Origin of the sequence: Pontibacter sp. HSC-14F20 (assembly GCF_019599265.1) — a bacterium.
GTDB lineage: Bacteria > Bacteroidota > Bacteroidia > Cytophagales > Hymenobacteraceae > Pontibacter.
On sequence record NZ_JAHZTC010000080.1, the window covers coordinates 1 to 258 of the forward strand.

Annotated in this window: 1 pseudogene; it reads left to right on the top strand. The window is 61.2% G+C overall.

From position 1 onward, the window contains the following. A pseudogene (locus tag K3G39_RS20590) lies at nucleotides 1-206 on the top strand (transposase); the annotation flags it as partial. Nucleotides 207-258 lie beyond the last annotated feature (52 nt).

Consider the following 258-nt stretch of genomic DNA (forward strand, 5'->3'; position numbering starts at 1 on the left):
TCCCCCAGAGCATCGGCGAGCGGATCCCGGTCCACCACCCGGTGCGGCTGGTGGACCGGGTGGTGGACGAGCTCAACCTGGACCGCATCATGGCCACCTACAAGGGCGGGGGCACCAGCAGCTACCACCCGCGCATGCTGCTCAAGGTACTCTTCTACGCCTACTTCCAAAATATCTATTCCTGCCGCCGCATTGCCAGAGCGCTCTGAGGTAGATCATCCACCTGTCTGAGGTAGATCATCCACCTGTTGGAGGAGA